Raw genomic sequence first — 23,402 nt, forward strand, 5'->3', positions numbered from 1 at the left:
AGAGAAGGATTTTGAGCGATCACGAACCCCGGCGAAGACGCGCGGCGGCAGGGTCGCAACTACGCTGAAAACCATGTCGACGCCCCCAATGATCGTGATCGGCGCTGGAATCCTGGGCGCATCGATCACCTATCACCTTGCCGCCCGCGGCGCGGATGTCACCCTCGTCGATGCAGGCCTGCCGGGCGCCGGCGCAACGAGACATTCCTTCGGCTGGATCGGCCGCGCGCCCAGCGATCTCAGCGCTGCAGGGGAATTGCGCGCGCTCGGTCGTCTTCATTGGGAACGCCTCGCACGAGAAGTTCCCGGTCTCGATGTCCATTGGTCAGGCGCCCTCGTCTGGGGCGACCATTTCGCCAGTGCGGCAACCCGGGATGGCCAGGCGGCGATGCGCGAGCCCCACCTGACGGCACCGCCGGCGCTCTCGGAGTTTCGTCCGGACGACGGGTGGCTGAATCCCACCCGCGCCACTGAGGCGTTGATCAGTGCCGCGCAGGCGAATGGGGCATCTGTGCGGTTCGGCACTCCCGTCACTCGACTGGTCAGCTCTCGAGATGGCGTCGTCGACGGTATCGAGCTTGCCTCGGAGAAGCTGAACGCCGCAACCGTGGTCGTGGCTGCAGGCATCGGGTCATCGGCCCTCTGCGCGACAGCCGGGCTGGACCTGCCGATGGTATCGAGCCCCGCCATCATGGTGAGACTGCGAGCTTCTTCGGGCATCGTCCGGGGCATCGTCGCCAACGACCTGTTCGAAGCGCGCCAGGACGTCGACGGGACCGTGCTCATGCCACTCGACTACAACAAGGAGTCTTCGACGGAAGAGCTGATGCAGGCTGGCGAGGACGCGCGCCGTCTGTTCGGGGAGTCGTTCACAGGCGCACAGGAAGCGACCCTGCTGAGCGCGGAGATCGGGTGGCGCCCGATGACCACGGACGGCGAGCCAAGAGTCGGCTATTCCGGAACACCCGGCGTGTACGTCGCCGTGGCGCATCCCGGTATCACGCTCGCCTCCGTCATCGGAGATGCGGTGGCCGAGGAGATTTTGACGCGGACCGCCCGAGACGAGTTGGCTCGCTACCGACCCACCTGATCAATCCTCGGTGGTGCGCAGGCCCTCCACTCATCCGCTCTCGCGCGCCGCCAGCCTCCGTTCGATCCGAAGGACGTTGTCCCGCGTCCGTCGGATGGCGTCCGTCGTGAATTGCATCAGGGGCGTGTGGACGACAGCGGTAGCCGCCTCCGCGTCTGCGTGCAGCAGGAGTTCCACCGCAGCCGTGGCCTCATCGACGGTGGCCGCGTTCGTGACGAGACGTGCGATCTCTTCGAGCACACCGGCACTCTCGACGAGCGCCTTCTGGCGACGGTGGTTCTGGCGGAGGTCCTCGACTTCTTCAGCCGGCGTGCGGGCGCGCGAATGGAATCGCGTTCTGTGCTGATCGATCTGTTCCTGAGTGAGCTCGAGCGGCAGGGGTGTGGTCGTCACGACGGGCAGCATCGCGAGCATCGCGTGCAGTTCATAGCGACCAGTTTGAAGCGGTCGCCATTGCGACTCGTCGATGCTGACGTGGACTCGCGCGTATTCTCCCGGGTCCAGCGGAACGGCCGGGTTCTGCCCGCCGAAGTAACCGAAGCTCGTCCCCGTGTCTGCGATTCCAGGTCCCTTGATGGTGCCGATGACGAGGAAGGGATCGCCGTCCGGCCTCCATCTCGCCTCGCCCGTGTTCACGATGTCGATCACGAACACGCCGTTGGCTGCTTCGTCCTGGCTGAGCGGCGCCCACCGGAGAACGAGTCCCCGCGCACGCTCCGCCCGGCTTCGACGGACCGGGAGCGATTCGGGGTAGACGCTCACGGGGGGACCTGGTGCCCCGAACTGGTCGACGCCGATCTGCGCCACACGCCAGGTTGCCGCCGAGGCACCCGCGGGCGCACCTATCACCACACCGCCAGAATCCTGCCGGCGGAGCACACGCCATCCGTCAGCGGGCACGTCGTCACGGGAACCGTCTGCGAACTCCACGCCGAGCGCTTCGAGCAGCGATACAAGGCTCTCACCGGTGCCGAGGAGCGCCTCGGAATCGACATCGAGCGAACCGATTTGAGGATCGTCAGCGTTCGGACTCACCTCTTGATCGTGACATAAGAGGGTGGGATGCACAGCCGGTATCTGCCTTGCAGGTTCTCCAGCCGACGGGGATGCCCGCGGAACGTATCCCGCGGGCATCCCCAGATCGTCTACCTCACCACGCAGGAACGCGAGTTCTCCCAGCCCCAGCCGTCACCATCCGGGTCGGATGCTGCGCTCACGCAGTACGGGTACCCGTTCGGAGCCGTGCCCCCGCTTGCGCGCACGACGCAGGAACGCGAGTTCTCCCAGCCCCAGCCGTCACCATCCGGGTCGGATGCTGCGCTCACGCAGTACGGGTAGCCGTTCGGAGCGGTGCCACCACCCGTGCCACCACCCGTGCCGAAAACACTGGCGACCTGCGGCGAGCGCGCCTTCAAGCCGTCGGCGCCGTTGATGAAGCGCTCGCCCCATGGTGTCAGCGACGATGCGTTGAAGCCGTTCGCCATGTCGAGGTACTCGACCCCGCCGCTGTTGCCCGACCACGACCACCCGAGCATTCCGATGCCCGTGCTGCGGGTGTAACTCATGATGGTCGCCTCGTCGGGGTTGCCGTCGGAGTGATCGATGCCGAACTCGCCGACCATGAGGGGCAGCCCGCGGCTGCGGAACGAGTCGATGTACGCGCGCACCTCGGCCGCGGTGTCGAAGACGCCGTACATGTGCACGCTGAACACCGTGTTGCCGTCGGCCGCGGCGACCGTCGCCGCGTTGTCGCGCATCGTGAACGACCAGTCCTGACCCCAGTTCGGGGCATCGGCGATGAGCATGTGCGTGAGACCGGCCGTGCGCAGCGTCTGGATCGCCGAGATCGTCGCCGACGTCCAGTTCTGATAGCCCGCGTTGCCGAAGGGCTCATTGCCGAGGTTGATCATCACGTACTTCTCCTGGCCGATCAGCGCCTGCTTGACGCTGGTCCAGTACTGCGCCGCCGCGGCGAGCGTTCCGGCGGCGGCATCCTCTCCGTAGCCGGTGGTGTCGTGGTTCTCCAAGATGCAGACGAGCTGGTTCTCCTTGCACTGGGAGATGACGCTGGTCACCTCCGCGGCCGATGTGGTTCCGTACCGGCCGCCACTGATGACGACGCGAACGGAATTGGCTCCCGCGGCGCGGATCGCCGCGAACGAGCCGGTCTGGCTCGGATACCAGACGTGCGCGTGATTGATCCCCTGCGGGACGAACTCCGTGCCGTTGGCGTCGAGAATGCGGCCGCCGCTCACCGAGAATCCGGTGGTTGCAGCGGTGGCCGCGGCGGGGGCGGTGCACAGCGCTGCGAGCGCGATCACCGCGCCGATCAGCAGTGCGAACAGGCGTTTCATCATTGATCTCCTTCGCTGCGAGCGTCGGTGCTCGCGTTGTGGGGTGCAGCAACTGCGGCCGCGTGATGAGGCAGCCGCAGCCCGGTCAGCGGGGGGCTGACGAGGTCGACAGACGCCGCTCCGGTGTGGTGCGGGGTCAGAAACGCATCCCGTTCGGCGTTCTGCGATGTCTTTTCGACCTCGCGTCAGGGGGCGGGACAGGGCGGACGGGGCGGGATGCGGTCAGCGACGTGTCTTGGCCAGGTACCTCTCGCGCAGGTACCGGCCAGCGGGCTTGCCGTAGGGGCAGTAGTCGTCATTGGCGTCGGCATCACCCTGCGCATAGAGCGCGGGCGGCCAGTCCCACAGCATGAAACCGCGCATCCATGGCCGCGCATCGCACGCGTCGAACATGGCCCGGTAGTAGCGCAATTGCTCTTCGCCCGAGGGAGCGCCGACGAGGTTCCAGTCGTTCGGCTTCTCCGGTGAGCCGACGCGCGACGGGCAGCCGGCCTCCATGAAGAAGAACGGCTTGCCGGATGCCGCGACGACCGATTCGATGCGGTCGAGCTCGGCCTCCCAGCTGTCGATCGGGTAGTACCCGCTCGAGGTGATCACGTCGACGGCATCCCACCACGTGACGTGGTCCTCCTGGTACTTGTCGCAGTTGTAGGTGACGATGCCGGAGTACACCTCGCGCACGGCCGCGATCAGTGCCCGCCACTCGCTCTCACGGGCGTCTGCCCGCACCATCTCGCAGCCGATGCAGAGCATCTCGCAGCCCTCGGCCTCGGCGATCCTGGCCGCGTGCAGGATGACCTCCGTGTACGAGGCGAACCAGGCGCTCCAACTCGGCTCACCGGGGACATCCCAGTCGAAGAACCCGATGTAGGCGCGCCAGGTGCCGTCGCTGACGTTCACGACCGGCTTCAAGCACACCTTCAGCCCGCGCACCTTGGCTTCGCGAATGGCACCGACGATCTCCTTCTCGGTGACGGTGGGAGCCTGGTCCCAGGGCATCTCGGTCGACTGCGCCGTGGCCTGTTCGACCGCGTACGCGATGGCGGTCCAGTTCACTCCGTGGTCCACCATCGCCGCCATCGATGCGGATGCTGCGGGAGCGGCCCACGTGCCGCGGATGCCGGTCCATCCCCACGTCATCCCCGCGACGTAGGGCGCGAGGGCCTCGTCAGCGCGTTTCGTCACGCGGAGACCTGTGCTGAGCGAGCGCCAGCGAGTCGAAGTGTCGCTCAACGAACGGGGATCGGCATTCATCGAGCGACCAGCTCATTCGCGGTCCGGACCACGCGCTCGGACGTGAACTCGTCGGCGCGGGCCTCGGCGGGATGCCGCACCAGGAACGTCGCCGTCTCGCCGGGCAGCAGCGTCACGAGTCCCTGCTCGGTGTAGGCCGCCGGATCGACCTTGTCGACGAGCAGCGAGAGATCACGCACCAGGGTGGCAGCGCTCACCCGCACCTCGGTGCCGCCCTCGACCGGTGTCGTCTGGAACGACAGCGAAGCCGCGACGAGCGCCGAGTCGCGCGGCTCGGCGTAGAACCAGAACCCGCGCTCACCGGCATCGACCACCAATACCTCGGCGGCGGCATCCGACGGCGTCGTCACCGCGGCGTCGAGAGCGATCGTCACCGCGCCCCACGCCTCGACGGCGAACGGCACGTCGACGCTCGCCAGTGCGGCGCCGTCGAACGTCAGCCGCCGCACCGACAACGTTCCCGACCACTCGTCAGCCGTGTCATTGCTCAGCACGGCAGCGAGCCGCTCGCCTCGCGGCTGCACCGAGACCACCCGCGGCGCGAACGCGATCTTGAGCGCATGCCAGAGGGGCTTCAAGCGCTCATCGCCGTCGATCGCGGCCCACGACGTGACCGGCCAGCAGTCGTTGAGCTGCCAGACGACGGCACCCATCGTGTGCGGCGCCCACGAGCGGAAGTGCTCCAGGGCGAAGCGCACCGCGTTCGCCTGATTCAGCTGCATGGCCCAGTGCCAGCTCTCCATGTCGGCGGGCATCCGGAAGTGCGGGAGCAACCCGTGGGTCAGCTTGACGTTGCCCTCCATCGCCTTCTGATGCACGATCATGCCCGGCGATTCGGGAGTGAGCGGTGCGTCACTGACGGAGCGCACCAGGGTCGACCACGCCGGCGGCCCCTGCCAGCCGAACTCGGCCACGAATCTCGGGCGCTGGTCGCGGTAGGTCGGGTAGTCGAGGCGATTCCACTGCTCCCAGAGGTGCATGGTGCCGTGCGTCTCGGCATTCGGATGCTCTCCGCCAGGGCTGAACGGGCTGCCGGGACTGTACGGCACGTGCGGGGCGAGTTCAGCGACGAGGTTCGGGAAGAGCTCGTGGTAGTAGTACGCGCCCCAGGTCTTGCCGTCGAGAGAGGTCTTCCACCCCCAGTCCTCGAACCCCCACAGGTTCTCGTTGTTGCCGGTGAGCAGCACCAGCGAGGGGTGCACCGCGAGCCGCGGGATCTGCTGGCGTGCCTCCGCCTCGATCTCGCTGCGCAGCGGCTCTTCCTCCGGGTACGCCGCGCAGGCGAACAGGAAGTCCTGCCAGGTCAGCAGTCCCAGCTCGTCGCAGAGTTCGTAGAAGTCCTCGGATTCATAGATGCCGCCGCCCCACACCCGCACGAGGTTGAGGTTCGCGGCGACAGCCTGACGCAGTCTGCGCTCGTACCGAGCGCGATCGACCCGCACGGGCAGCGCGTCGTCGGGAATCCAGTTGACGCCCTTCACGAAGATCGGTCGGCCATTCACGACCAGTGTGAACGGGGTGCCCTCGGCATCCGGCGTCGTGTTCCATTCGACCGTGCGGAAGCCGACCCGTCGGGTCGTTTCATCGCGCACGCCGTCGTCGCTGCGAAGCGAGACGGATGCCTCGTACAGCGGCTGATCGCCGTGACCGACCGGCCACCAGCGCTCGACGTCGGCGGCCTCGACCGCGACCGAGGCCGTGTCACCGACGACCTGCGCCGAGACACTCGATCCGCCGAGCGACGCCACGACCGTGAGCGGCGTGGTGGCCGCATCCGCCCGCTCGATGTCGATGTCGATGTCGACCCGACCTCCGGCTGACGTGGGAGCGGCCGCGAACCGGGCCTCCGCGATGCGCGCGACAGACCAGGATTCCAGGCGCACCGGGCGCCAGATGCCGGAGGTGTAGGTCGCGATGCCCCAGTCCCAACCGAAGTTCGACGCGGACTTGCGGATCGCCTCGTACGGCAGCGGATACGGGCGGGGGCGGGCGCCGAGCTCGAGACTCTGCGCATTCGCGTACCGGATCGGCGAGCGGAAGGCGACCTCGAGCGTGTTCGCGCCCTCGACCAGCAGCGCGCGCACGTCGACGCGGAAGGAGCGGTGCTGGTTCGCCGACTCGAGCACGACCTGCCCGTTCAGGCGGACCGTCGCCACGGTGTCGAGGCCGTCGAACACCAGGTCGTGCCGCTCGTGAGCATCGGGTACCCACTCGAAGCTCGTCGCGTATGTCCAGTCGACCAGCCCGATCCAGGCGAGGAGCGCCTCGTTGTCATCGAGGTACGGGTCGGGGATGAGGCCGGCGGTGAGCAGGTCGGTGTGCACGCAGCCCGGCACCGCGGCCGGCACGGCATCGGGGAGCGCGAACGTCTCGGGCACCGGCCCGGATGCGGCGGTCAGGCTCCATCCGGAGTGCAGGTCCCGGCGGACCGGGGCGATGAGCGTGGCGGGGATGTCGAGGGTCATTTGACTGCTCCGGAGGTGAGGCCCTTGTAGATCCACCGCTGCAGGAGGAGGAACGCGATGAGGGTCGGGACGATGACGATGAGTGCGCCGGCGGAGATGATCTCCCATTGCGAGCCGAACGGGCCCTTGAACCGGAACAAGGAGGTCGAGATGAGATCTTCTGAGGGGAGATAGAGGAACGGTGAGTAGAACTCGTTGTACACCGCGATGCCCTTGATGATCACGACGGTGGCGATCGCCGGCTTGAGCAGCGGCAGGATGATGCGCCAGTAGATCGTCCACCTGTTCGCGCCGTCGATCATCGCCGCCTCGTCGAGCGAGACGGGGATCGACGCCATGAACTGGATGAACAGGTAGATCGCGATGATGTCGGTGCCCATGAAGAGCAGGATCAGCGCGGCCTTGGTGTCGTAGAGCCCCAGGCCGTTGATCACCTGGAAGGTCGCCACCTGACTCGTCACGCTCGGAATGAGCGTCGCCACCAGGAACAGGCCCATCACGAGCTTGCGCCCACGGAACTCGAATCGGTCGAGCGCATACGCCGTCATGGTGCCCAGGATGATCGTGCCGACCAGGGACACCCCGAGCACGATCAGCGTGTTCACGAAGCCCATGAACATGTCGCCCCGGGTGAACGCCGTGACGAAGTTGTCGAAGTTGAACCAGTTCTGCGGCGGTTCGAGCGCGCCCGTGGCGCCGTACTCCTGCGCCGTCTTGAGGCTGGCGAACACCACGGAGACCAGAGGCAGCAGTGTGCACAACGCGGCGATGATCAGGCTGAGGTACTTCGCCGTGCTCGCGGAGATGCCTCGTGCGCGGATGGCGACCAGGTCGGGTCCGCGGCGAGTGCGACCCCGCGGATTGACGGCGGGGTTCGTGGTCGTGGCGGTCATGTCAGATCCACCTTCTCGTCGGGGAAGAGCCTGCGCTGGATCCAGGTGACCGCCAGCACGATGAGGAGCAGGACCACGGCCATCGCGGAAGCGAGACCGACCTGGCGGAAGTTGAATGCGGACTGGATCGTCTGGATCACGAAGGTCGAAGTGCCGTTCGCGCCGCCGGTCATGATGAACGGGATCTCGAAGACGCTGAGGGAGCCGGCGACCGCGAGGATGAACGAGAGCCCGATCACACGGCGGATGCCGGGGAACACGATCGCCCAGAACTGCTGCCATTTGCTCGCACCGTCGAGCTCCGCCGCCTCGTACAGTTCGCTGGGCAGCGATTGGATCGCACCGAGGAACAGCACGAAGTTCATGCCCATGTAGCGCCAGACGCTGGTGCCCGCGAGCGACCAGTTCGCGATGTCGGGGTCGCCCAGCCACTGCGGGGGCTCGGCGACGCCGAACCACGACAGCATCGTGTCGAGCGTGCCGCCCGGCTGGAAGAGGTAGAGGAAGACGAAGCCGATCGCGACGCCGTTGATCAGGTAGGGGAAGAACAGGATTCCGCGGAAGAGGTTCTGGAATCGTGTCGAGAAGCTGAGGATCGTGGCGAAGTAGAGAGCGAGGCCCATCTGCACGAACGAGGCGGCGAAGTAGTACAGGCTGACCCCGAACACCTGGAGGATGCGCGGGTCGGTGAACACCTGGACGTAGTTGTCGAACCCGATGAAGTTCTTCTCGAGATCGAGCCCGTCCCAGTCGGTGAAGCTGTACCAGATCAGGTTCACAGCGGGCCAATAGGTCAGCAGCACCAGCAGGCCGACGGCCACGGCGATGAACAGGTACGGCGTGAGCCGCCGCATCATCTTTCCGCGCGCTGCCCGGCTCGAAGCGGGGCCGGAGGGCCGCTCGATGCGGCCCTCCGGTGCGCTGCCGACGACCGTCTCCGGTGTCGTTATCGCCATGTCACACTCTCCGTCGCGTCGATTCAGTCCGTCAGCCGGCGAGGGTTTCGACCGAGGTCGCCCAGCGCTCGTTGAGCTCGGCGAAGTAGCTCTCCTTGTCGCCGTCGGCAGCGCCGCGTGCAACGTCGACGAGCTTCTGCCGGTAGATCTGACCCCACAGGTCGATCTGGGAGTCGTTGGACACGTCGCTGAGCAGGCTCTCCTCGCCGGCCGGTGCCGGGTTGGTCTCCATGAGCTCGACCTTCTCCACGGTGAAGTCGCCCAGGTTGGCCGGGAGCTCCTTCTCGGTGACGGTCGAGATCATGCCCTGGGTCTCGGTGAAGCCCGAGTCCTCGATGAGCCACTGGATGAACGCCCAGGCGGCCGCCTTGTTCTTCGAGTGCTTGCTGACACCGAGGTTGTAGTCGCCGCCGATGATGGAGTACTGCGTGCCGTCGACGCTCGTGGGGAATGCCATGTAGCCGATGTCGTCGGCTGACGCCCCGTTGTCCTCCGCAGCAGCCTGCATCTGCGAGATCGCCCACGAGCCGAGCGTCATCGCAGCGATCTTGCCGGTGCCGATGTCGATCTTGGACTGCTCCCAGTTGGTCGTCAGCGGGTCGGGCTCGGTGAGTCCGGCCTCGACGGCGTCGTAGAGGAGGGAGTCGATCGCGTAGATGTCGGTGCCCTCCGTCCACGGAGCGTCGTCCTTGGCCATGTGGATGCCGGCGTCGGGGTCGTTCGTGATGGAGCCGAGGTTGCTGAACGCCTGCGACAGCGGCCATCCGTCCTTGTAGTTGGTGTACAGCGGAATCGCGTCGGTGCCGTCCTTGACCTTCTTCAGAGCGTCGAGGAACTCGTCGGGCGTCTTGGGGAGTTCGGCGACTCCGGCCGCTTCGAAGACCTTCTTGTTGTAGAGCACGCCCTGCGCGTTCCCGCCGATGGCGAGGCCGTACTGGGTGCCGTCGTAGGTGTGCGTGTTCAGGAACCGGTAGGTCTCTGCGAATTCGCTCGTCTCGCCGAGCGGCTCGAGGAACTGCTCGAACTGACTGGGCTGCATGGTCGGGATGCCGATCACGTCGCCGTAGTTCTTCGTGGAGAGACGCGTCTTCATCTCCCCCTCGTAGTCGGTGATGCCCTCGAACGTGAGCTTCACGTCGGGGTACTCCTTGTTGAACTCCTCGGCGTACGCCTCGAACGTGCCGTCTTCGACGAGGTCGGTGCGCCAGGTCACGACCTTGACGTCTCCCTTCACCTCGCCGTCGATCGTGTTGTCGGGATTGCTCGACGCGCCTGCCGAGCACCCGCTCAATGCGATCGCCGCCACGGCGAGCGCTGCTGCTGCCACCACTGTCTTCTTTGCCATGTGAGGACTCCTTGTCAGGTTCACCCTTGAACTGGGGCCGCCCCGGTGTGCGGTGGGGCTGCTCGGGACAGATTAGGCCGCTGAGCACGCGATCTGCAACTAAATGTCAGCGCTGTCTAGCATCATTTCTTTGCAATTTTGGCCGGTCTAAATCGCTTTGAACTGGGCTTTCTTGGGATGCCTCATCGACGGAGAATGAACTAATGTCTCATAAATGTCCTTCGATAGACACGGTCAGGGGTGTTTGCTAGGCTCTCCCTGCCGATCGGTGTCGCGAAGGAGCAGAAGATGGCAGTGCAGCCCAGGGCGACACTTGACGACGTCGCCCGCCTCGCCGGGGTCAGTTCGAAGACCGTCTCCCGCGTCTACGCCGATCGTGAGTTGGTCTCGCCCGAGACCGTCGAGCGCGTGCTCAGCGCCGCGAAACGGCTGCGCTTCCGCCCGAACACGCTGGCACGCAGCCTTCGCCGCGGAGGCGCCACGAACGCGATCGGCTTCATCATGGGCGATCTCGGCAACCCCTTCTATTACAAGGTGGCCTCCGGCATCGAGGAAGAGCTGCGCAGCAGCGGCCACGCCCTGATCGTCGCGACGACCGATGACACCCCTGATGGCGAGGAACGGGTGGCCGACGCCCTGCTCGCCCAGCGCATCGGCGCTCTCCTGCTCATTCCGGTGGCCGACGACCAGTCGTATCTCGAAGGAGAGCGGCAACTGGGCACGCCGGTCATCGCGCTCGATCGCCCCGCCCGCAATCTCGTCGCCGACTCGATCGTGCTGGAGAACCGACGTGGCGCCCATGGCGCGACCGTGAAGCTGCTCGAGCGAGGTCATCGGAAGATCGCGTACGTCTGCAATCCGGCCGATGTCTACACCCAGGCCGAGCGACTGCGCGGCTATCGCGAGGCCATGGCCGCGTACGGCGTGCACGACACCGCCGCACTCGAGCGGCTGGTCGATGACCGTGCGATCGGCGGCGAGGAGATCGTCGGCGCGCTCCTCGACGAATCCGATCCTCCGACCGCGATCATCACCGGCAACAACCGGATGACGGTCGGCGCCCTACGTGCTCTGCGTGCACGACCCGACCGGGCAGAACCAGCGCTCATCGGCTTCGACGACTTCGACACGGCCGACGTGCTCGGCGTCACCGTGGTGTCATATGATCCCGTCGAGCTCGGCCGTCAGGCCGCGAAGCTCGCCATCGCACGCATGGCCGAGCCGACCGGGTTCACGAGCCAGATCGAGCTGCCGACCTGGCTGATCGAGCGCGGTTCGGGCGAACGTCCCCCCATCGTCGAAGGAGAATCCCGTTGACCGCTCCGCTCGTGCACCTCGAATCTCACGGTACGTCCGTCATCATCGACCTCTCGACGGTCGGCCTTCCCAGCGTGCTGCACTGGGGAGCGCCGCTCCGCACCGGACTCGAAGGTCACGATGACGCCCTCCGGGCAGCGCTATCGCGCCAGAGCGTGCCCCGCACACTCGACGCGCCGTGGCAGGTATCGCTCTCTCCGCAGGAGGCCGACGCATGGAGCGGCCGACCCGGCCTGCAGCTGCGTTCCGAAGGTGTCCTGCTGCACCCGCGATGGCAGGTGAGCTCGACGGATGCCACGCCGGACCGCTGCGCCTTCACGGCCAGGGACGAAGCCGGCGGCGTGGAGCTGACGATCGAGCTCGCGATCGAGGCGGGCGGCGGCGTGCGCGTCGACCAGCGACTGCGGCACATCGGCGTCACCGGCTCGCCGTCGGTCGAGGTGGATTGGCTGGAGAGCATCCTCCCCGTGCCGACGACCACGGACCACCTGCTCACCTTCGATGGGCGGTGGGCGCGGGAGAAGCGCCCCGTCGTGACGGCGATGCCGGTCGGATCCACCGTGCGGCAGTCGCGGCGCGGACGCCCCGGCCACGATTCGCCCACCCTGCTGGTGGCGTCGGAGGGTGCGCCTCGGTGGAACGAAGGAAGGCTGTGGGCCACCCACGTCGCCTGGTCGTCGGACGCCACCTATCGCATCGACCGGATCACCGACTCGGTGACGCAGTTCGGCGGAGGCGAGGTCCTGCGCCCGGGAGAGATCGTGCTCGCGCCCGGTGATGAACTGGCCGCACCCTCGGTGCTCTTCGCGCACTCCGAGGAGGGGCTCGACGGCATCGCAGCCGCCTTCCACTCCCTTCTGCGTGCCCGCCGACAGCATCCGTCCTCTCCCCGGCCGTTCGTGCTCAACACCTGGGAAGCCGTGTACTTCGATCACGACCCCGAGAAGGTCGCCGCGCTCGCCGAGCGTGCGGCCGCGGTCGGCGTGGAGCGGTTCGTTCTCGACGACGGCTGGTTCGCCGGCAGACGCGACGACACCACGAGTCTCGGCGACTGGATCGTGGACCGCCGTGTCTGGCCGGATGGACTCGGCCCGCTGGCCGCGCGCGTCCATGAGCTCGGAATGGAGTTCGGGCTGTGGTTCGAACCCGAAATGGTGAGCCTCGACTCCGACGTCGCGCGGGCGCATCCTGATTGGCTGCTGCACGACCCCCGCCATCTCGATCACGACCCGTCTCTGTCCTGGCGCACGCAGTTCGTTCTCGACCTCGCGAACCCCGGCGCGTACGCGCACGTGTACGGCCAGATCGACGCCCTCGTCGCCGAGCTCGGCATCGACTTCATCAAATGGGACCACAACCGCGATCTCGTCGACAGCGTCCACGACGGCCGCCCCGGCGAGCACGCGCAGACCCTCGCGGTCTATCGCATGTTCGATGAGCTGAAGGCCGCACATCCCGGCCTCGAGATCGAGTCGTGCTCGTCCGGCGGGGCGCGCACCGACCTCGGTATGCTCGCCCACGCCGACCGCGTCTGGGCGAGCGACTCCAACGATCCGGTCGAGCGTCAGGACATCCAGCGCTGGACCGGGATGCTGCTGCCACCGGAACTCGTCGGCGCCCACGTCGGACCGGCAGAGACGCACAGCAACGGTCGGGTCACGCCCCTGTCCTACCGGATGGCGACGAGCCTGATGGGATCGTCCGGGCTGGAGTGGGACATCCTCGGCTGCTCACCGGAGGAGACGGAGGCCATCTCCCGCTTCGCCGCGCTCTACAAGGAGCTGCGCCCCATCGTCCACGGCGGCCGCACCGTGCATCCGGACCTGCGGGATCCGGCGTGGCGCGTCACGGGATTCGTCACGGATGCCGCGGCCGTCTACGTCGTCGCGACCGTCGCGAGCCTGGAAGACGCCAGAGCCGAGCGCCTGCGGTTCGCCGGCCTCGACCCGACGCGCCGCTACCGGGTGCGGGTGCGCCGGGAGATCGGCGAGGCCCGCTGCGGGTGGGTCGCTCCGGAATGGTTCACCGGGGAGGGGATCGAACTCCCGGGCGGCGTACTCACCGAGGTGGGAATCCAGCTGCCGACGCTGTGGCCGGTGCAGGCTTTCGTGCTGCACGCAGAAGCGGTCTAGGGTACGACGGTGGGAACCAGCGCGCACGCGAAGCAGACGGTGACGATCGCCGAGATCGCCGAGCGCGCCGGTGTGTCTCCCGGTGCGGTTTCCTTCGCTCTCAACGGACGCAAGGGGGTCTCGGAGAGCACCAGGGCGCGGATCCTCCTGGTGGCCGATGAGCTGGGCTGGGCGCCGGGTGCCGCGGCCAAGGCGCTGACGGCGAAGAAGACGAACAGCTTCGGCCTGGTGCTGGCACGTGACCCGCGAAGCCTCGGCGCCGAATCGTTCTTCATGCAGTTCCTCGCGGGGATGGAGAGCGAGCTGTCGCCACGCGGATACGGCCTGCTGCTGCAAGTGGCGCCGGATTCCGCGAGTGAGCTGAAGACGCTTCGTCGCTGGCGCACGACCAGGCGCGTCGACGGGGTGCTCCTCGTCGATCTGCATGTCGACGATCCGCGCGCCGAGTACTTCGCCAAGCATCCGGAGTTCCCGGCTGTCGCCGTCGCGGATCCTTCCGCGGCGCCGGGACTCACCACGGTGTGGACCGACGACGCCGAGGCGATGCGCGAGGCGGTCAGGGCCCTCGCCGGGCTCGGGCACCGCCGGATCGCGCGCATCGCCGGTCTCTCCGACCTCGCCCACACGCAGATCCGCAATGCGGCGTTCGATGACGAGATCCATGCCCTCGGGTGCGAGGGCATGCTGCTGCGCACCGACTACTCCCCGGAAGAGGGCGCGCGTGCGACGGAGCAGGCGCTGGCGTCTGAGCATCCGCCGACCGCCTTCGTGTACGACAACGACATCATGGCGATCGCCTCGCTCGCGGTCTTCTCCCGCGCCGGCCTGCGCGTACCCGAGGACGCCTCGGTCATCGCCTGGGATGACTCTCTGATCTGCCGGTACATGGCACCGGCGCTCACGACGCTGAGCCACGACGTGGTCGCCTTTGGCGCGCACGCCACCCGGCGGCTGTTCGACGTGCTCGGCGGTGCTGCGCCGAACGCCTTCCTCGATTCGACACCGCGGTTGGAGACGCGCGGGTCGACCGGGGCCGCCATCGGGATGTGAGCAGGACTCAGCCGGCGAGCGTCCGCGGCAGCATCGGTCTCAGGTGAGATCTCCCGGCACGAAGAAGCAGCCAGAGGCATCGGTGCGGGTGTGCGCGATGAGGTCATCGTCTTCGTCGAGCCGTCGCTGGGTCGCGATGAAGGTCTGCGGATCAGCCAGGTAGGCGATGAACAGCAGCCCCGCGCCCTCGGCCGGATCGAAGCTGTAGCTGCGTCGAAGCATCAACGCGCGACCGAGGTTCGCCGGATGGGCGCGACGGGCATGGCTGGTGCGCGGCGTCAGCGGATGCCCATCAGCCGCCTTGCTGAACAGATCGACGTCGTCGAGCGGTCCCCCGCCGGACAGCGGTGCGCCGGTGTCCTTGCGTCGCCCGATCGCGCGCTCCTGATCGGCATCCGAGAGCGCGATGAAGGAGGGGACGATCCGCATGCGCCGCAGCACCAGATGGGTGTCGCGGTGCTTCGCATCGGTCCAGACGCCCGCCGCGAGCAGCTCGGCGGTTCTCGGGTTCACGATCCCGTCCACGAATCCGGTCGATGTCCGGGCCGTGCCGTGCGGAGTCGGTGCGTCCCGATACCCGCTCCGCTCCCACTCGAGGACGTGATCGCCCAGCATTCTGCGGATGCCGACGACGATCTGCGTGACCGCCGCCGCCGTCTCCGCACAGACCTGCAGCGCGAGATCTCCGCCGGTGGCGACGCTCTCTTCATCGTGGGCGAAGGCCGGCAGCTCGATCATGGCCGAGGCCCGTTCGCCCCAGAGCGACCGGGCCACCGCAGGAGCGAACCCGACCGTGACGGTGGGCTCGCCCGCGTCCTCGGGGAGCGCAGGCAACTCCTGCGAAACGCGGATCGCGAGCTCGCGAATCGCCGATGCGTCCCGGCCCGGGACACTCACGACGCCGACCCAGACGTACCGCTGGGGAATCGCCGGCCAGGTGATTCCTGGACGCCGCTCCGCCGACGGCAGGGGGCTCGCCGATGGAGACGCCGCCGCACCGCCCGGTTGCTCTCCCGGCTGGGTGTCGGCGGGTGCATCGGATTCGCCGGCCCGGCCCAGCGCCCATCCGGCGGCTCCGGCGACCAGCGCGGTTCCGGCGGCGGCGAACAGTCCCCGCCGGGTGGGCGGCGCGGGGCTGGATGCCTCCTCCGGGGTGGCGGCATCCGCTTCGTCTGAACCGTTCACCCGTTCCCCTCGGCGAGCAGGTCGACGGCGGGTGGGACGATTCCGGAAAGGTCGGGAAGCTCGACACGATCCGGCAGGGAGCGCGGCTCCTCTGTCATGTCTTTCAGGCCGGTGCGCTCGGGAGGCAGTGGCACGTCCGAGAACACCACACCGTCCGGGGCCGGCGGCTGCCGGAAGACGCCGGCGGGGAGAGGATCCGCACACCCGGCTGAGGTGAGCTCAGCCGGATCGGCTGTCGCTCCTGCCCCCAGTTCGAAGCAGTTGTTCGAGCCGAGGGCGGCCGCGGCGGGCGTGAATGCCGCATCAAGGGCGTTGCCGCCCCAGGCGTTCCCCGACACGCGAGTGCCCATCGGCGCGAAATCCTCTGACGAGGTGACCCAGATCCCCACCGAAGCATTGCCGGAGATCGTGTTCGCGCGCACCTCCGCGTCGACGGTGCCCGCGAGTCCGACGCCGATGCCGAACGCGCCGCCGGCATGCACCGGCGTCTCGTGCTCGTTGTTGTCCGCGATGAGATTGCCAACGATCTGCACCGACGCCGTGGGACCGTGCGCCTCCAGATAATTGCTCAGGACGCTGATGCCGATGCGATTGCCGACGATGCGGTTGCCCTGCACGACGACCTGCGAAGCGTTCGCCAGCTCGAGGCCGGCGGCGTTGGAGACGAGCACGTTGTCCTGCACCAGCGCGTTGCAGTCTTCGCACTGCCCGACATAGATGCCGGAATCGGAGCCGCCACTGGCCAGATTGTCGCGGATGACCCCGCCGGTGCGGTTGAACGCATAGATCCCGTACAACCCGTTGTTCTGCGCCGTCACGGCCTGCACGAGATACCCCGGCACCGGAGGCGGGGTATCGCCCGGCAGGTATCCGTCGGGGCCGCGTGCGACGCCCGCGCCGCTTTCGTCTGTGACTCCCGTGATCAGCACGCCGTTCTGCAGGAAGTTGCGCACCGTGAGGTTCTCGACGGTCACCCGCTCTCCGGTGCCGACCACGCCGTTGCTGCGTGTGAGTTCACCGTCGAGAACAACGCCATTCCGATCGAGCCCTCGAACCGTCACGTCGTCGGCGTGGACCTCGAGCGAGTCGGTGTACGTTCCGGGCGAGATCAGGATGATCCCCCCATCGGCGATGAGGGTGCCCGCCTCGCCCAGCGTCGCGTCCTCGGGAACGCGCACGAGATCACGGGCAGCAGGCTCGGGGGCGCTCGCGGCGCAGCCGACCAGGGATGCCGCGATCACCGCCACGGTAGCCACCACCGAGGAGCGAATGAATCGTGTTCTCACGCTGCCAACCTTTGTCCCTGAATCGATCGGTCAATCATCGCAGAGCTCATCACCGCCCTCAGCGGCGCTGCCGCCTCTCGAGGACGGCGCTTCGAGGGATACGGGCTGGAGACGCGAACAAGACAGGCGGGCCGGCCATCGCATGATGACCGGCCCACCTGTCTACTGGGCCTTACTGGGCCGACGTTGCCGTCTGGCGCCGACGGAGCGCCACGAGCCCACCACCGATGAGGAGGAGCATCAGGCCGGCGACGATGGAGATCGTCATGGGCCCACCACCGGTGATAGCCAGCGGCGGCTGAGCCTTGACCACACCGGCATCGATCGTCAGATCCTCCTGGTTCTCGGGGGTGACCTCGAACTCCGGGGTCACACCGATCAGCGGGTTCCCCGTCGTCGGCGTCGGGTTCGAGTCGACAGTGTCGTCGTCGCCCGCATTCGGCGGCGTGAAGGTGTTGCCCTCAGGAAGCGTGAACCGCACCCGGTAGGTGCCGCACTCGACGCCCTCGAACAGGTACGAACCATCCGCACCCGTTGTCACAGTGGCGACGACGTCGCCGTCTGCGTTCAGGAGCTCGACCTTGACACCCGCGATGCCGGCCTCGCCCGCATCTTGGATCCCATCCCTGTCCTCGTCCAACCAGACGAAGTCACCGATGGTGCACACCGGCGCCTCGGGAACCACGCCGGCGTCGATCGTGAGATCCTCCGGGTCCACCGGGGTGACCTCGAACTCCGGGGTCACCCCGATCAGCGGGTTCTCCTGCGTCGGAACCGGGTTCGAGTCCACCGAAGTGTCATCACCCGCATCCGGCGTCGTGAACGTGTGGCCCTCAGGAAGCGTGAACCGCACCCGGTAGGTGCCGCACTCGACATCCTCGAACAGGTACGCACCTGCAGCATCGGTCGTCACGGTGGCGACCACTGCACCTTCGGCGTTCAGCAGCTCGACGGTGACGCCGGCAATACCGACTTCACTTTCGTCCTGGATGCCATCAGCATCCACATCGACCCAGACGAAGTTGCCGATGGTGCAGAGAACCGGAACGATACCGGCGTCGATCGTCAGATCCTCCGGGTTCTCCGGCGTGACCTCGAACTCCGGAGTCACACCGACCAGCGGGTTCTCGTCCGACGGCGTCGGGTTCGAGTCGACAGTGGTGTCATTCCCGGCGTCCGGCGTCGTGAACTCGTAACCGGCGGGGATGGTGAACTGCACACGGTAGGTCGCGCACTCCACACCCTCGAACAGGTACCCACCGTTCGCATCGGTCGTGGTCGTCGCGACGACCTCGCCCTCGGCGTCGAGCAGCTCCACGGTGGCACCCGCGACCGGGGCCTCGCCCGCGTCCTGGATTCCGTCGCGATCCGCGTCGACCCAGACGAAGTCACCCACGGTGCACACGGGCACCTCGGGAACCACACCGGCGTCGATCGTGAGATCCTCCGGGTCGACCGGGGTGACCTCGAACTCCGGAGTCACCCCGATCAGCGGGTTCTCCTGCGTCGGAACCGGGTTCGAGTCCACCGCAGTGTCATCACCCGCATCCGGCGTCGTGAACGTGTTGCCCTCAGGAAGGGTGAACCGCACCCGGTAGGTGCCGCACTCGACGTCCTCGAACAGGTACGAACCATCCGCACCCGTCGTGGCCGTCTCGACGACGTTGCCTTCAGCATCGAGCAGCTCGACGGTGACACCGGCGATACCCACTTCACTTTCGTCCTGGATGCCATCAGCATCCACATCGACCCAGACGAAGTTGCCGATGGTGCAGAGAACCGGAACGATACCGGCATCGATCGTGAGATCCTCCGGGTTCTCCGGGGTGACCTCGAACTCCGGAGTCACACCGACCAGCGGGTTCTCGTCCGACGGCGTCGGGTTCGAGTCCACCTCGGTGTCGTCGCCCGCCGTCGGCGTGGTGAAGGTGTTGCCCTCGGGGATCGTGAACCGCACCCGGTAGGTGCCGCACTCGATGTCGTCGAACAGGTACGCGCCTGCAGCATCGGTCGTCACAGTGGCGACCACTGCACCCTCAGCGTTCAGCAGCTCGACCGTGACACCGGCGACCGGGGCTTCGCCCTGGTCCTGAATGCCGTCGCGATCCGCATCGAGCCAGACGAAGTCACCCACGGTGCACAGCACCTCGGGGACGATGCCCGCATCGATCGTGAGGTCCTCGTTGTTCTCCTCGGTGACGGTGAACTCCGGGGTCAGGCCCACGAGCGGGTTCTCCTGCGTCGGCGTCGGGTTCGAGTCCACCTCGGTGTCGTCGCCCGCCGTCGGCGTGGTGAAGGTGTTGCCCTCGGGGATCGTGAACCGCACCCGGTAGGTGCCGCACTCGATGTCGTCGAACAGGTACCCGCCGTTGGCGTCGGTCGTGGCCGTCTCGACGACGTCACCCTCAGCGTTCAGCAGCTCGACCGTGACACCGGCAACGCCAGCCTCAGCGGCATCCTGCACGCCATCGCGATCCGCATCGACCCACACGAAGTCACCCACGGTGCACAGCACGTCAGGGACCGGGACGATACCGGCGTCGATCGTCAGATCCTCCGGGTTCTCCGGGGTGACCTCGAACTCCGGAGTCACACCGATCAGCGGGTTCTCCTGCGTCGGCGTCGGGTTCGAGTCCACCGCAGTGTCATCACCCGCATCCGGCGTCGTGAAGGTGTTGCCCTCAGGGATCGTGAACCGCACCCGGTAGGTCGCGCACTCCACACCGGAGAACACGTATCCGCCGTTCGCGTCCGTCTGGACGGTCGCGACGACGTCGCCTTCTGCGTTCAGCAGCTCGACGGTGACACCGGCAACGCCAGCCTCCCCGGCATCCTGCACGCCATCAGCATCCGTGTCGACCCAGACGAAGTCGCCCACGGTGCACAACGGCGCCTCCGGGACCACACCGGCGTCGATGGTCAGGTCTTCGCGGTTCTGCGGGGTGACCTCGAACTGCGGAGTCACGCCGATGAGCGGATTCTCCTGTGTGTGGGTGGGGTTCGAGTCGACAGCACGGTCATCGCCGGTCGCGGTCGAGGTGAACGTGTGGCCCTCGGGGATCGTGAAGCGCACGCTGTAGGTCGTGCACTCGACGTCCTCGAAGAGGTAAGCGCCTGCAGCGTCGGTCGTGGTGGTGTCCACAACGTTGCCTTCAGCATCCAGCAGCTCGACGGTCGCACCCTCGACACCGGCCTCACCGGCATCCTGGATTCCGTTCTCGTTCGCATCGACCCAGACGAAGTCGCCCACGGTGCAGAGCTCAGATTCCGGGACGATACCCGCGTCGATCGTCAGATCCTCCGGGCTCTCCGGGGTGACCTCGAACTCCGGAGTCACACCGACCAGCGGGTTCTCGTCCGACGGCGTCGGGTTCGAGTCCACGGCAGTGTCCGCACCCGCCCCAGGCGTCGTGAACGTGTTGCCCTCGGAGATCGTGAACCGCACCCGGTAGGTGCCGCAGTCGATGCCCTCGAAGAGATAGGCGCCATTGGCGTCTGTCGTCGTCGTGTCCACGACATTGCCCTCGGCGTCAAGCAGCTCCACGGTCGCACCGGCGACGCCGGCCTCGCCCTGGTCCTGAAGGCCGTTCTCGTTCGCGTCGACCCAGACGAAGTCACCCACGGTGCACTCCGTCGGCGGGACGATCAGGCCGGCGTCGATCGTGTGATCGTTGTGGCCGGGGCCACCCACCGTGACCGGAGCGCGTCCGTTCGCCGGGTCCACGTTGGAGTCGATCTCCCGCGTGGCGGCAGCGGCGTCGTCACCACGGCCGGTCCAGGACAGCTGCGACGGTTCGGTGACACCGAACTCCGCAAGGCCTGAAACGTCGGCGGTCGAGGAGTCGAACGCCACCGTGTAGGTGAGGTCGGGCGCGATGTCGGAGAAGTAGTACTCGCCGTTCGCATCGGTCACGACCGGGTCGACGCCGGCGACCGGCTGGCCGCCCTCGTCGAGCAGGGTCACGGTGACACCGGGGACGGCCGGCTCGCCGGCATCCTGGATGCCGTCACGGTCGGCGTCGAACCACACGCGGTTGCCGATCTCGACCGGTGCCGCATTCACGAGCGCCTGCAGGTCACCGAGACCGCCCGACTTCTCGAAGCTGCCCTCGTGACCCGACTGGGTCACCTGGTAGCCGTTGGAGTTGCTGCCGTCGGTCGCGCTGCTCCAGCGGATGCCGGTGCGCGATGCACCCTCGGTCGGGTCCATGGCCGTCGTCACGACGTCCTCGAAACCGGCGATGGAAGCCAGGCCGCCGAGCGTGATCTCGTTGTGCTGGCGCTGGTCGTTGCTCGCGTTGATGAAGGAGTCGTCGATGAACTCGCGCCCGCCGGGGCCCTGGTTCGGGAGCGTGCCCGAGGTTTCCAGGTCTCCGACGACGCCGTCGTTCTCGAGCACGTACGAACCGTCACCCTGCACACCGGCGACGAGCGTGTCGCCGGCCGAGACGCCCTGTGTGAGATCGGTCTGGCCGTCCAGCGGGCCGTAGTTCTCGTTGCCGAGCTGCCATCCGGAGCGGTCTGCCAGGCCGAGAACAAGGTTGCCCTCGCTCGTGAACGTGAGGTCGGTGAGCATGGCCTGCGACCAGTTCATCATCGGCGCAGGGTCGCTGAGGTTCGCGAAGGAGTACAGGTCGCGGTCGTAGTCGGCCGCGGTCGTCCAGCTCTTCCAAGTGAAGAAGCGCGAGTCGATGCCGTCTGATCCGGGCGAGCCCTTGACGTAGTCGAGCCCGGTCGCGAAGATCTGCGATCCGGCGGTGCCGAGCGGCGTGAGATCGGCATCGGATGCCGCACGCACGAACAGCTGCTGGTCCGTCACCGCGGCGTTCCCGTTGCCCTCGCCGGTCTGCACGTAGCCGATGTAGACCTGACCGTGATGCACCTCGATGGCCCACGGACGCTCGCCCTCGACGAGGTTCAGCGGAATGCGGGTGGCCTCGGTCGGGTTCGCGATGTCGATCGCGTAGAGGTTCTTGTCGAACAGGTTGACGAAGTACAGCGTCTTCTGGTCAGAGCTGACCTCGATGTCGCCGATGCCGATCTTGCCGATCGCGTCATAGGCCTGCGTGTCGTGAGCCGGGTTCGTCGGGCCGTTCAGGCCACGGGCGTCCCAGTCGATCGTGCTCTCGCCGAGGTCGACGGTGCCGCCGCCCGCGATGGGCAGGCCCTGCACGTCGAGCCATTCCTCGACGGCTCCGGGCGTGCCGAGGGTGCCGCCTTCGTTCAGGGCGTTCGGGACGAGGTAGATGCCGCCGAGGCCGAGGGGACCGAGGTCGGAGTGACGCTGCAGCGTCGCCGAGCTGAAGAGGTCGCCCGTGGTGCGCCGGTAGGCAGTACCCCACAGCGATCCGGTCTCGCTGTACTCGGCGAGGGTGGTGCGCTGGTCGTACTCGCCGTTGCCGTTGAGAGTCGCATCCCACGGCACGCTCACGATGGAGGGGCGCTCGGCGGTGGAGAAACCATCACGCAGACCCGTCCAGCGGATCGGCAGAGCGAGCGGCACGCTGCCGCCCTGCGAGTAGTCGTCGGGCGCGTTGACGCCGTAGTCGATGTCGGTGGCGCCGATGGTGACGAACTGCACGCTGGTGCCGTTTCCGGCTCCGTGCGAAGCGGGCTCGTACCCTGCCGGCACACCGGTGAACTGGACGCGCACGTCATCCGTCGCGGCGTCCACGACGTCAAGGGTGTAGGTGCCGTCGGCTGCGGACTGCGCCGTTCCGACTGCCGCCCCCGCGGAGTCGTACGCCGTGACCGTCACTCCGGCCAGCGGCTGGTCGGCGAGAGGGTCGGAATCGAACACCCCGTTGCTCGCCAGGTCTCGGAAGACCATGCCGGTGACCGTCCCGGATGCTGCACTCGCTGGTGCGCTCATGAACAGGATGCTGCTGGCGGCAAGCGCGACAGTGGCTATTCCCGCGGTGGCCGCGCGCAACGGTGTGCGCGCGTGTGGACTGAATCTCTCGAACATGGGGCTCCCCATCCCAGGGTGAGCAGGTCCGACCGACGGTCTCCCCTGCCCACGACAACCAACGGGCCGCAGCGCGGCCCGTTCTTCGTTTCGAAAATTACCGAGAA

The 23,402-nt window shown here is 67.3% G+C and carries 14 protein-coding genes; 4 read left to right on the forward strand and 10 right to left on the reverse strand.

What is annotated here, in order from left to right:
* Positions 1-73 precede the first annotated feature (73 nt).
* Positions 74-1,090: an FAD-dependent oxidoreductase gene (locus MRBLWO13_RS04365; protein ID WP_341976584.1), complete on the forward strand. Its 1,017-nt coding sequence runs from the start codon at positions 74-76 to the stop codon at positions 1,088-1,090.
* Between the two features lie 30 nt (positions 1,091-1,120).
* Here the strand turns inward: MRBLWO13_RS04365 and MRBLWO13_RS04370 are convergent, their stop codons facing one another.
* The 7 genes from MRBLWO13_RS04370 to MRBLWO13_RS04400 form a co-directional block, all read right to left on the reverse strand.
* Positions 1,121-2,125 carry a hypothetical protein gene (locus tag MRBLWO13_RS04370; RefSeq protein WP_341976585.1) on the reverse strand — a complete coding sequence of 335 codons (1,005 nt, stop codon included), beginning with the start codon at positions 2,123-2,125 and terminating at the stop codon, positions 1,121-1,123.
* 110 nt (positions 2,126-2,235) lie between these two features.
* Entirely contained in the window at positions 2,236-3,444 is a 1,209-nt protein-coding gene (locus tag MRBLWO13_RS04375; RefSeq protein WP_341976586.1) for a cellulase family glycosylhydrolase, read from the reverse strand.
* A 222-nt stretch (positions 3,445-3,666) separates the two neighbouring features.
* Entirely contained in the window at positions 3,667-4,584 is a 918-nt protein-coding gene (locus MRBLWO13_RS04380) for a 1,4-beta-xylanase (protein WP_341978276.1), read from the reverse strand.
* A gap of 110 nt (positions 4,585-4,694) precedes the next feature.
* Positions 4,695-7,163, reverse strand: coding sequence for a glycoside hydrolase family 2 protein (locus MRBLWO13_RS04385; RefSeq protein ID WP_341976587.1), 2,469 nt, complete (start codon positions 7,161-7,163; stop codon positions 4,695-4,697).
* Positions 7,160-8,056, reverse strand: a complete 897-nt coding sequence (locus MRBLWO13_RS04390; RefSeq protein ID WP_341976588.1) for a carbohydrate ABC transporter permease — start codon at positions 8,054-8,056, stop codon at positions 7,160-7,162. The genes MRBLWO13_RS04385 and MRBLWO13_RS04390 overlap by 4 nt, the downstream gene beginning before the upstream one ends.
* Complete coding sequence (locus MRBLWO13_RS04395; protein WP_341976589.1) at positions 8,053-9,012, reverse strand: sugar ABC transporter permease; 960 nt, start codon at positions 9,010-9,012, stop codon at positions 8,053-8,055. The genes MRBLWO13_RS04390 and MRBLWO13_RS04395 overlap by 4 nt, the downstream gene beginning before the upstream one ends.
* Positions 9,013-9,043: 31 nt before the next feature.
* The gene (locus MRBLWO13_RS04400; protein ID WP_341976590.1) at positions 9,044-10,357 is read right to left on the reverse strand and encodes an extracellular solute-binding protein; all 1,314 of its coding nucleotides are present in this window, start codon (positions 10,355-10,357) and stop codon (positions 9,044-9,046) included.
* A gap of 288 nt (positions 10,358-10,645) precedes the next feature.
* On the opposite strand from MRBLWO13_RS04400, the gene MRBLWO13_RS04405 reads away from it, so the two are divergent.
* From MRBLWO13_RS04405 to MRBLWO13_RS04415, 3 genes are read left to right on the forward strand one after another with little or no spacing between them, the layout of a single operon-like run.
* The gene (locus MRBLWO13_RS04405; protein ID WP_341976591.1) at positions 10,646-11,674 is read left to right on the forward strand and encodes a LacI family DNA-binding transcriptional regulator; all 1,029 of its coding nucleotides are present in this window, start codon (positions 10,646-10,648) and stop codon (positions 11,672-11,674) included.
* Complete coding sequence (locus MRBLWO13_RS04410; protein WP_341976592.1) at positions 11,671-13,806, forward strand: alpha-galactosidase; 2,136 nt, start codon at positions 11,671-11,673, stop codon at positions 13,804-13,806. Before MRBLWO13_RS04405 ends, MRBLWO13_RS04410 begins: the two co-directional genes overlap by 4 nt.
* Before the next feature lie 9 nt (positions 13,807-13,815).
* A complete protein-coding gene (locus MRBLWO13_RS04415) occupies positions 13,816-14,856 on the forward strand; it encodes a LacI family DNA-binding transcriptional regulator (RefSeq protein WP_341976593.1) in 1,041 nt (346 codons plus the stop codon).
* A gap of 39 nt (positions 14,857-14,895) precedes the next feature.
* Here MRBLWO13_RS04415 and MRBLWO13_RS04420 read toward each other — a convergent pair whose 3' ends face one another.
* The 3 genes from MRBLWO13_RS04420 to MRBLWO13_RS04430 form a co-directional block, all read right to left on the reverse strand.
* Entirely contained in the window at positions 14,896-16,041 is a 1,146-nt protein-coding gene (locus MRBLWO13_RS04420; RefSeq protein ID WP_341976594.1) for a Dyp-type peroxidase, read from the reverse strand.
* Entirely contained in the window at positions 16,038-17,327 is a 1,290-nt protein-coding gene (locus MRBLWO13_RS04425; RefSeq protein ID WP_341976595.1) for a right-handed parallel beta-helix repeat-containing protein, read from the reverse strand. Before MRBLWO13_RS04425 ends, MRBLWO13_RS04420 begins: the two co-directional genes overlap by 4 nt.
* 172 nt (positions 17,328-17,499) lie before the next feature.
* Positions 17,500-23,199, reverse strand: coding sequence for an SdrD B-like domain-containing protein (locus MRBLWO13_RS04430; RefSeq protein ID WP_341976596.1), 5,700 nt, complete (start codon positions 23,197-23,199; stop codon positions 17,500-17,502).
* Between the last annotated feature and the right edge of the window lie 203 nt (positions 23,200-23,402).

The organism is Microbacterium sp. LWO13-1.2, assembly GCF_038397725.1.
GTDB lineage: Bacteria > Actinomycetota > Actinomycetes > Actinomycetales > Microbacteriaceae > Microbacterium.

Coding starts and splice junctions, on each gene's coding strand:
- MRBLWO13_RS04365 (WP_341976584.1), top strand. CDS start 74: ATGTCGACGCCCCCAATGATCGTGATCGGCGCTGGAATCCTGGGCGCA.
- MRBLWO13_RS04375 (WP_341976586.1), bottom strand. CDS start 3,444: ATGAAACGCCTGTTCGCACTGCTGATCGGCGCGGTGATCGCGCTCGCA.
- MRBLWO13_RS04380 (WP_341978276.1), bottom strand. CDS start 4,584: ATGACGTGGGGATGGACCGGCATCCGCGGCACGTGGGCCGCTCCCGCA.
- MRBLWO13_RS04385 (WP_341976587.1), bottom strand. CDS start 7,163: ATGACCCTCGACATCCCCGCCACGCTCATCGCCCCGGTCCGCCGGGAC.
- MRBLWO13_RS04390 (WP_341976588.1), bottom strand. CDS start 8,056: ATGACCGCCACGACCACGAACCCCGCCGTCAATCCGCGGGGTCGCACT.
- MRBLWO13_RS04395 (WP_341976589.1), bottom strand. CDS start 9,012: ATGGCGATAACGACACCGGAGACGGTCGTCGGCAGCGCACCGGAGGGC.
- MRBLWO13_RS04400 (WP_341976590.1), bottom strand. CDS start 10,357: ATGGCAAAGAAGACAGTGGTGGCAGCAGCAGCGCTCGCCGTGGCGGCG.
- MRBLWO13_RS04405 (WP_341976591.1), top strand. CDS start 10,646: ATGGCAGTGCAGCCCAGGGCGACACTTGACGACGTCGCCCGCCTCGCC.
- MRBLWO13_RS04430 (WP_341976596.1), bottom strand. CDS start 23,199: ATGAGCGCACCAGCGAGTGCAGCATCCGGGACGGTCACCGGCATGGTC.